At 70.0% G+C, this 9,360-nt stretch carries 7 protein-coding genes; 3 read left to right on the top strand and 4 right to left on the bottom strand.

The features are described 5' to 3' along the window. Positions 1–356: 356 nt before the first annotated feature. On the bottom strand, positions 357–680 hold the full coding sequence (locus tag ABT160_RS45435; RefSeq protein ID WP_351655888.1) for a hypothetical protein: 324 nt from the start codon (positions 678–680) through the stop codon (positions 357–359). 284 nt (positions 681–964) lie between these two features. Here ABT160_RS45435 and ABT160_RS45440 point away from each other — a divergent pair, with 284 nt between their 5' ends. Further along, entirely contained in the window at positions 965–1,255 is a 291-nt protein-coding gene (locus ABT160_RS45440) for a zinc finger domain-containing protein (RefSeq protein WP_502984418.1), read from the top strand. A gap of 90 nt (positions 1,256–1,345) precedes the next feature. Here the strand turns inward: ABT160_RS45440 and ABT160_RS45445 are convergent, their stop codons facing one another. From ABT160_RS45445 to ABT160_RS45455, 3 genes are all read right to left on the bottom strand, one after another. Then, on the bottom strand, positions 1,346–2,164 hold the full coding sequence (locus ABT160_RS45445; RefSeq protein WP_351655891.1) for a hypothetical protein: 819 nt from the start codon (positions 2,162–2,164) through the stop codon (positions 1,346–1,348). A 465-nt stretch (positions 2,165–2,629) separates the two neighbouring features. Then, positions 2,630–3,787 carry a hypothetical protein gene (locus ABT160_RS45450; protein WP_351655893.1) on the bottom strand — a complete coding sequence of 386 codons (1,158 nt, stop codon included), beginning with the start codon at positions 3,785–3,787 and terminating at the stop codon, positions 2,630–2,632. Between the two features lie 99 nt (positions 3,788–3,886). Further along, on the bottom strand, positions 3,887–4,654 hold the full coding sequence (locus ABT160_RS45455) for a hypothetical protein (RefSeq protein ID WP_351655896.1): 768 nt from the start codon (positions 4,652–4,654) through the stop codon (positions 3,887–3,889). A 157-nt stretch (positions 4,655–4,811) separates the two neighbouring features. Here ABT160_RS45455 and ABT160_RS45460 point away from each other — a divergent pair, with 157 nt between their 5' ends. After that, positions 4,812–7,853: an FG-GAP-like repeat-containing protein gene (locus ABT160_RS45460; protein WP_351655899.1), complete on the top strand. Its 3,042-nt coding sequence runs from the start codon at positions 4,812–4,814 to the stop codon at positions 7,851–7,853. A gap of 1,163 nt (positions 7,854–9,016) precedes the next feature. Beyond that, complete coding sequence (locus ABT160_RS45465; RefSeq protein ID WP_351655902.1) at positions 9,017–9,268, top strand: hypothetical protein; 252 nt, start codon at positions 9,017–9,019, stop codon at positions 9,266–9,268. Positions 9,269–9,360 lie beyond the last annotated feature (92 nt).

Raw genomic sequence — 9,360 nt, forward strand, 5'->3', positions numbered from 1 at the left:
GCCCCGGCGGCCGCCGGCCGCCGGGGCCGCGGCCACGAGTTCAGAAATCCTGAACCAGAAAGAACCGCAGGTCAGCGCTCCGAATAGTGCCCTGGCCCAGCAATCAGGCGGGTGACTCCGAAGCATCGCCGCAGGTCAAGGGTGATTACAGAGAGCTACTCGCCACCTGGCGGCAGCTATACGAGAACTGGGCCAAGGCGGGCGGGCCCGGTCGCTGAACCAGAAGCAGCTCACGCCGCGCTCGCGCATCCGCGCGGTGCGCGCGCGGAGATGTCCGCGGCGGTGATCGGGGACAGCTGGGCCTCCAGCGCCATCCGCCACCGCCCGGCCGGATCGGTGGCCAGCACGTCCGCCCGTCAGGAGCCGTCCGGCGCCCTCACCTCCAGCTCGGCGTCTACCCCGGCGTCCCGGGCCGCGCTGGCGAGTTCGAGCTTGAGGGGTTGGTGGGCCTGGGACTCGCCTTGGCGGGCGATCTCGCAGTCCGGGGCGTGCGGAGCATGAACGAAGAACCGAAGGCCCCGCTCGGAGATCTTGGCGTACACCGGGTGCCGGCACTCCGCGCACGTGATCGGCGCGGGCGGCCGGACCTTCCACACCGCCTCCCACACCTGCCCGCACCCGAGATCCGGCAGGTGCGCGAAGACGGTGCCCCACTCGTCGTGCACGGCCCGGAACGCCATCGCCCTCTCTGAACGGCTATCAGCTCAGAGTGTTACGGCGGCCACTGACAGTCGACACCGCAGGATTCAGACGGGCGGCCGGAAGTCGATCACGCACTTCTCTCGGCCCGGGTCCAGGCCACGGCCGCACGCCGTGTCACTGTCAGAAAAGGACCTTTCCCGGAGCGAGATCAACAGTGGTCGGCGGGAGTCGCCGGGAAGCCGGATCGACTGTCAGAACTCGTTCTCACCCAAAAGTGGAACGAGGTCTGTTCTGGGAACGGTTTGTGACGCGATCCGGGGTCATGACGGACCCTCAAACCGCACAGGCGAGCGACGCGGACGACATCGTGCGCCACCCCTGCCCGCGCTGTCACGCACAGCCAGGCTCACCCTGTCGCACGCGTTCCGGAGCGGTCGCCGGCACGTACCACACCGGCCGCTTCACCAAGGTGCCCCGGCTCGCCAAGCTCCTGCGTGTCCCCACCCCGGCCGACCGCGGCCCCGGGCAGCCGTGGCGGCCCGGCACCCCCGCGCTCGCTCCCCTCGACCCCGACACCCCGAGCACGGACATCCGCATCGGCTACGCCCGATAGCCCGGCATGAGACGTGTCCATGTGAGACCGTCTCGCGCGTGATCGAGGGCTACTCCTCGGATGGTTAGCGTCGCAGCAGCGGGTTGTGTCTCACTCCGATTCCGACTCGGAGGCGTCTGTCATCGGCTCGTCGTTGTTCTGTTCGTCCAGGGCCGCGAAGGCGTCAATCGCCCGAGCGATCGCCTCGTCGAACTCGGCCTGGCGTGCAGCGGCCGCCTGCACATCGATCCCGGTTCGTACATCCTCGTCAGGTCTGCGGGTCAGTGCGTCCAGCCGCAGCTCCGTCGGGAACGGCGGCAGGCCAGCCAGCAGAGTCGCCAAGCCCGGGTCCTCCAAAGCGGCGAGGGACTCCAACTCCGTCGTCTTGTCGAGAATCCGTCGCAGCTCGATCTCAATGGCCCTCAGGTCGAGTGTCTCTCCGGCCACCTCGACGACCCAGGATCCGCTGTCAACTCTCCGCATCGGCGGTAGTGGAAAGTTCGGCAGTCCGCCAGCTTCCACTTCTTCGGCCGTGAAGCGGGGCTGCTCGCCAGTCCACGCGTCAAGGCGCTCGTCGAAATGTTCGCTGGCGTCCCGGACCTTCCGGTCCAGGAGAGGTGATGAGTCGTCCACCTCCAGTAGAGCGCGTAGACATTCCCCGCGGTACTTGCGCCGGTCGTACGCATCCTGTTTGGGTCCGGCCTTCTTCGGTCGGCCATTGTCCAAGGCGACGGGCTTGAGCATCTTCGAGACCTTGGCGCTGAACATCAGGAAGGTCTCCAACGGGATCCAGACCAGCGGGTCCGGCGGCGTTTGCCCTGCCCGCGTTCGGATCTCCAGGAGCGCGACCTGCGCGTATCGGATGTCTCGTGCCAGCCAGGTCAGGTAAACCCGCTGAGCCCACTCGTCCCAGATCAATTTCTCAGTCACAGCGACCATCCTCCACGCGCTCGGTGCTCGGCGGCATTCGATTTGCGTCGCCGGACGCTGACTGGTCTATCTGCTTGGCAGCACGCGGACCCTGGTCTCCGTGGTGGACACCAGTTCCCGCCGCAAGGCGGTGATCTCGTCGTGCTGGGCGGTGAGGCGTGAGAGTGCCTGTGCTCGGAAGTTTCGAAGATCACCGACTTCGGTGTCCCTCCTGGCAAGACGTTCACGCAGGCTGGCGACCTCGGCCTTCAGCCGCTCGATTTGGGCGGGGCGTGGGTCGGGACGATGTCCGGCAACCTGGGCAGCGGTCCGCTGGCGATCGAACTCGGCCTTCAGATGCGGGTAGGCACGGTAGAGGGTCGCTCATGGCACTCCCGCGAGGGTGCACAGGCTCTTGACGTCGCACTTCAGCCGTCTGGGACGGGCCCGGCAAGGAGCTGTTGCATTGCTGCCCGGATCTTGGCCTCAGCTTCGTTCTGGCGTTCCTGTGTCATCGCTCAGAGTCCTCCTCAGTGTGTCCGGCGGTGTCGATCTCGGCGACGATGTGGGTGGCACGGTCGAACGCGGTCTGGGCTCGGGCCCGTGCGGGCTTGGAGAGTCTGGGGTTGCCCAGGAAGACGGCCTGGGTTTCTCGGCGTGATCGGCCCAGATCTGCCGGTGCTGGGAGTGATGGGTGGCCTGCGGGCAGCGTGCCGAGTCACACATCCCCATGAGGGGTTCGTCGGCGTCCGGGGTGCCGGCGAGTTTCGGGCACAACGCCTTCCCCGGATCTGAGAACCAGCAGTAGTTGCCGATGCCGATGTGCAGAGTCCTCGCCTTCGCCTTGAGAACACGCTCGACACGCCGGTCGTCGATGACGGTGACCGGCCCGGCGTCGTGCCGTTCCAGGATCTGGTCGACGGTCTTGAAGGCGCCGATGAGGGCACGGGCGCCTTGGCCGCTGGGCAGGATGCCTCGCTGATAGTCCTCGTAGGCGGCGACGGTCAGCCGTAGATGTTCGGCTTCTTCCTCGGCGGCGACTTCGGTGGCGAAGGCGGCCTGGTGTCCGCCAGGGCGGGCGGCATAGCCCTCGGCCGTGGCCACGCTGACATGCTTGAGGTGCAGTTTCACGGCCATCAGGCCGTGCGGGCGCTGGGCGATGGCCATCGCGAGCGTGCGCCGCAGAGCTCGGGGGTTGACCGGGCCGTCGGGGAGGGGCTCCAGGCCGAGCCGTTGTCCGTGCTCGCCGTTCACCCATGTGCGTAGGGCGGCCTCGCCGTTCACCCATGTGCGAAGGGCGGCATAGAGGCTGTTGCTGTTGTTGGATGCCTTGGCGAACAGCCGCTCGCCCGGGGCGACGCCGGTGAGGGCTTCGGCGGTGGCGATGGCCCGGTGCACGTCTTCGGTGACTACCCACGCGTCCTCGATCCCGCCGAATGCCTCGCCCTTGATCCGGCGGGAGACCAAGCGGCAGCGGGTGCCGCCGCCGGGCCGCTGTTCCTGCTGGCGGCAGCCGCTCGCCAGTTCCGCCAGCTGCGAGGAACGCATCCCGGAAAGCGCCGAGGTGAGGAAGTAGGCAGCCGAGGTGACGGCATGGACCGTGGCGTCCAGTTGGTGCCGGGCCGTGGGCAGGGCCCAGGGCACGGGCGTGCCGTCATCGTGCCGAGGCACCAGGGTCGCGTCGCGGCACCAGGGCTGCTCAAGGCCACACTCAATCACCCACCGTTGTGTCCGGCGACGCGCTCAGCGGCGTTCGGGCAGGCGGAACGCTTCGATCTCACGGTCGTCGAGCAGTGCCTCGACGAGTGACGCCGGGCCGCACACCTTCGTACCCCACAGGTCGTAGTCGGTGTACGTCACCCAGGACCGGTCGGCGGCCCAGAGGTTGGAGGGGCCGTACTCGACCTCCGGGTTGTCGTACAGGGCCTTGGCATCCCCGAGACGGCCCATGCGCAGGTGCAGGTTGTCGACGTCGACGGAAGCGAACATCAGCGGGTTGTAGTACGCCACGCAGCGGGTGTCCGCACCCTGTGGGCTCTGCTCGATCAGTACCTCGATGAGCCGGTCGTACGTCGGCCGGTCCAGGCTGCCCTCCGTAGGGGGCCGGATACTCAGGGGCCAGCTGCCGTTCTTCATCGCCAGCGGGAAGCAGTGCAGGCAGGGCAGGTAGTCCTCGCGCACGACCTCGTCGCCGCTGCGCCGCGCCAGTTCCGCCCAGCGCAGCCGTCGCCAGCCGTCGCCGGGGTGGTCGGCGCGGCCGAGACCTCCGCCGGTGGCCACTCCACGCGGCAGGGCCACGCCCACGTTCGCGGCCCGCAGGTCCTCGTCGTGGCTGACGTCGCCCGGCAGCGCCTCGTTCTCGTCCATGGCGTTCAGGACCCAGACGGCGTCGGGCATGGGTGGCGCCATCATCCCGGTCACGAAGTCGCCGGCCAGTTCGACGAGCCAGTCGGCTTCACCGGAGGCGACGCGCGGCCACCGAGCGGCCAGAAAGGGAGATATCTCGTGCATGCGGCAATCGTCGCATCGCGCCCGTCGGGCAAAGGGGACTCCCCGCAGGTCAGGCCGTGCCCACTGCTATCGTCTGGCCCGACCACGTGGCGGGATCCGGGGGGATTCGACGACAGGCCCGTGGTGATCTGGGAGGGGTTCGAGGATGGGTCGTCGTATGCGCGTGCGCGCCGCGGTGGCGGTGGCGCTGGCCGTGGGGTCCGGTGTGCTCGTCGCGCCAGCGGGGGCGGCGGCCGCCGCCGAGGCGCCGCGCGGCCGGGCGGAGCTGCCCGACGCGGGGCCGGAGCTGGAGATCGCTCCCGTGCGGCACCTCGACGAGGAAACGGCAGGCCCGCAGGGAGCCTTCGCCGGTACCAGCGGGTACCTGGCGTACCACGAAGACCGCACCTACACGTGGACGAACTACGCGGACGGTGCGGTCCGCCGCGTCGTCCAGCCCGCGGGCCTGGAAACCGCTCACGTCACCGGGGACGACTTCGTCGTCTTCACCGACTACCGGTACCCCGACCGGGTGGCCCAGCGGGACATGCGCGACGGCACCGACCGGCGCTTCAGCGTTCCGGAGGGGCAGCGGTACTTCGACACCTACGGCGATGTGCTGGTGACCGGGGACACGACCTCCACTGCCCGTGCCGCCCTCCATCAGTGGGCGTGGCGGGACGGGGCCTGGCAGGAGATCGACACGGCGGCGTACCCCGACGGCGGCGCGCTCCGTCTGCGCAGGTGGTACCAGGCGGAGAGCCGCTCCGGTTTGCTGCTGGAGCCCAGCGACTTGCAGGACCGGGCTTTCTGGCTCGATCGGACGGGACTGCACGAGCTCGGCGCTGTGGCCAGGCTCAGCGCCAACATGAAGGTCACCGGCCGGTGGATCGTCATCTGGTCGGAAGACGAGACCCGCATCTGGGACACCACCGACCCGGAGAAGCCCCCGCGCGTCTTCGACGGCCCCCTCGAACGGGGCAGCGTCCGCCTCCTCGGCGTCATCGGTGAGGACCTCCTCTACACCCGTGGCAAGAGCAGCGATAACGGACTCCGCCTGGACCGGGAGGTCGTGGCCGTCCCACTGACGGGCGGCCCTGAACGCGTAGTGCTGGACAACACCGCGTCGTTCGGATCCGCCCGTCCGGACGGAAGCTTGATGATCGCCCGCGCCGACGCGGAGGCCGGGCAGGCCTACTACTCCGTGAGCACGGACGGGGCCGGAGGGTTCGCCGTGGCGAAGGTGGCCGACATCCCCTGGGTCCCCCATGAGATCGACGGGGTCGCCTTCGCTCAGGGACGCCTCTCCCTGGCCGAGCACAACGCACACTCCGACGCCCCGGTCAACCGGATCGACCTGCCGGTCGACGGCCCGATCACCGCAGGTCCACGGACGAGCATCGGCTCGCACGCGATTCGCGATTCGGACTGCTCCTACGACTGCCGGGCCCCCCTGCACGACGCCGGTGACGGCCGCGTCGTGCACGTGTCCGGCGAGGGCCGTTGGCTCAGCGTCACGGCGCCGGACGGCACCTCGTCGAGCATCCCGGTCGGCCAGGGGCGCGTCAGAGGTTCTTCACAGCCGCGGCTCGCGGTCTCCGGCCGCTACGCTGCGGCCCGCGTCGAGATCTCGGACCGGTCACGCATCGACGTCTTCGACCTCGACACCGGCGCTCCCGTCCGCAGCTTCCCCATCGGTAACGGGGGCACGCCCAGTACGTACGCCCTCGACGCGGGCGTGCTCTGGCTGAAGACCGCGCCCGGCAAGGTGTCGGCCATCGACGTCGCCACCGGCCGCACGCTGCGCACCGTCGCCCCCTCGTCCTGTGATTTCACCGCCCTTCAGGTCCAGGCGAGCAGTCTGTACTGGGAGTGCGGCCCGCTTTCCGGGGTCTACGACACCGCCACCGGTGCCCGTCTGGACGTTCCGGACCACGACACCGCTCTGCTCGGCGACGGCTTCATCGCCTGGTACAAGGGCGGTGCGCTGAGCGTCACCTCGCTGCGCGGCGCCGCCGTCACGCGCGAGGTGGGCCGTCCGCGCCACCGCACCCCCGGGATCGGCTGGAGCGTCGACCGGTCCTCGGGCCGCGTCGTCTACGTGAGCGAGGACTATGCCGTCCACGTCGTGCCCTCGCCGATCCCCACGAGCCCCCTGGGCGTCCTGAGCACGGACGTGGCCGCGAACAAGGGCCCTGCCGTCACCTGGCGCCCCCGCTGGTGGATCTCGCGCCCGGCCGCCTCCTGGCGCCTCACGGTGGCCGACCGCGCCGGGCAGGTCGTGCGGACCTTCACCGGTGGAGAGGCCCGTGGCCTGATCGGCGCGGAGTGGGACGGCAAGGACGAGGCCGGCCGGCAGCTGGCCGGCGGAGCGTACCGCTGGACCCTGACCGCGGTCCCCGCCGACGGCCAGGGTCCCGACCTCCAGGTATCGGGCACCGTCAGCCTGTCCAGCGCGAAGCGGCACGACCAGGTCGGCGACGACGGCTTCCCCGATGTGTACGCGCGCGACTCCGGCGGCCGCCTGACCGTCTACCAGGGGGACGCCTCCGGTCGGGTCTCCGCCCCGGTCGACGCGGGAGTGTGGAACAACACGTACACGATCGTCCCCTTCGGCGACCTCACCGGCGACGGCGGCAACGACACCCTCCTCGCCAACAAGGCGGGCGAGCTGTGGCGTTACGCGCCCGCCCGCGGCAAGGTCCTGAGCCAGCAGGTCACGCCCGTCCGCATCGGTACGGGATGGCAGGCCTACGACGGCCTGACCTACTCCGGCGACTTCAACGCCGACGGACTGCCGGACCTGGTCGCCCGCCAGAGCGCGACCGGGGACCTGTACCTCTTCGCCGGGACGAAGACAGGCGGACTGGCCCGCACCGGCAAGATCGGTACGAGCTGGAAGTCCCTGACCATCGTCGGCGCGGGCGACCTCAACGGCGACAAGCACGCCGACCTGATCGCGCGTACCGCCAACGGCGACCTTTACCGCTACTACGGCACCGGCAAGGGCACGATCGGCAGCGGTACGAAGATCGGTTCCGGCTGGAGCGGGATGGCCGACTTCGTCGGCATCGGCGACCTGACCGGTGACGGCAAGGACGACGTCCTCGGCCGCACCAAGGCCGGCGACCTCTACCGCTACGCGGGAACCGGCAAGGGAACCATCGGGTCCGGCGTGAAGATCGGCACCGGCTGGAAGTCCTTCTCCAGCATCCGCTGACGAACCGGCACACCGTGTCGACCTCCCGCAGGGGGCCTCGCGTCACTTGGTGGGTGTCTCGGTGGAGCGAGCGAGCCCGGGGAGCGGTCCAGGTGTGCGAGGCGTGCGGCGGTCACATGGCGTGATGAGCCCCGATGCGCGGTTCTTCGGCGCGTGGGCCGCACCTCTGTTTCCGTACCAGAGGTGCGGTCCGGGGTGGTGCGGGCGCCGTCGGCGGGACACGGTAATCGGATGTTCATTCGAATCAACATTGTTCGAACGGCCTGCATCGGGTGTACCCTCCGCATCCGCCTCGAAGGTGAGCACTTTCCGGGCCCTTGACGGGCCGATATCACCGTGTGTGACGAGGTGCGAGCGGTGGCGATCGGTGCGAGGCTGGGTATCCGGATCGAGTGAGTTCGATTCGCGGGCGCCTTCCGGCGCCCGGGCCCGGACTGGCGGTGCCGGAGGACACTCCGGCGTCTGCCCCGGGCTTCCCGTGTTTCCCCTGTTGTGAGAGGAGCGCTCCGCCATGTGTGTCTGGACCGAGCCCGCCCCCGGCCGGCCGGAATCCACCACCACTGCCGATGAACGGTGCCCCGAGCCGGACGAGCTCGTGCCGGTCACCGTGTCGGTCCCGATCCGCTCCACCGGCGCACCTCTCGGCCGCGGGCACACCGCCCCGCCGAAGTGGTCCGCGAGGCCAGAACACGAGTACGCCGGACGTGTCGACTACCGTACGGTCCGACCGATGCCCGCCTGTCCGAGTGCGTCGGCATCACCGCGGCCACGTTCGACCTGTGAGCCCTGGCTGTCCACCACGCCCGCCACGCCCAGGCCAACGCGCTGAACCTGCTCGGCACGGGGGTGAGTGACCCTGCCGTGGTCCTGAAGTCCGCATAACGGGGCGCCGGTGCCTGGCACTCTCCGAATCCAGGACCGGTACCGGCCCCGACGTACCGTCAGGAACCCGTTCCCATGATCGTCTCAGTCGTGTCCCTGCTCGCCCTCGCAGTCCTGCCCACCACGCACGCCGCACCCGCCGCAGACGCCCGACCACCGCACGGTCCGTGCGTCGTCGCGGGGTCCATGACCGGCCCCGCCGAGTGCCTCGCTTCCGCATCCACCCGCACCCCCGTCACCCGTTGGGCGCCATCCGCAACCACTCCGGAAGGAGCACCCGCATGATGAACATCAGCCTCAAGGAATGCGGCAGGACAACGTCCGCCTCCCGGCCCCGGACCAGGCCGCATCACGACGCCCAGCGCCCGCGCCCGATCGTGGAGTCACCGGTCCGGGTGTGCGCAGACTGCGTGTGCTGCGTCGCGGGCCTGTGCCACTCCGGCCCCTCCAGCGGCTGCCCGGACGCGCTCGACCCCCGCTGGCCCTACCCGTGTCCGTGCACCGACAACACCATGGACGCACCCCTGCCCTGAGGAACACCCCGGCCGTGGGGGGGCCCCCCCCGGCCCCCCCCCCCCCCCCCCGCCCCCCCCCCCCCCCCCCCCCCCCCCCCGCCCCCCCCCGC

It is taken from the genome of Streptomyces sp. NPDC001941, assembly GCF_040296945.1.
Taxonomy (GTDB): Bacteria; Actinomycetota; Actinomycetes; order Streptomycetales; family Streptomycetaceae; genus Streptomyces.

What these genes read in the sequence shown, in the direction of transcription:
- ABT160_RS45460 (WP_351655899.1), top strand. Translation starts at nt 4,812, where the DNA reads ATGCGCGTGCGCGCCGCGGTGGCGGTGGCGCTGGCCGTGGGGTCCGGT.
- ABT160_RS45440 (WP_502984418.1), top strand. Translation starts at nt 965, where the DNA reads ATGACGGACCCTCAAACCGCACAGGCGAGCGACGCGGACGACATCGTG.
- ABT160_RS45465 (WP_351655902.1), top strand. Translation starts at nt 9,017, where the DNA reads ATGATGAACATCAGCCTCAAGGAATGCGGCAGGACAACGTCCGCCTCC.
- ABT160_RS45455 (WP_351655896.1), bottom strand. Translation starts at nt 4,654, where the DNA reads ATGCACGAGATATCTCCCTTTCTGGCCGCTCGGTGGCCGCGCGTCGCC.
- ABT160_RS45435 (WP_351655888.1), bottom strand. Translation starts at nt 680, where the DNA reads ATGGCGTTCCGGGCCGTGCACGACGAGTGGGGCACCGTCTTCGCGCAC.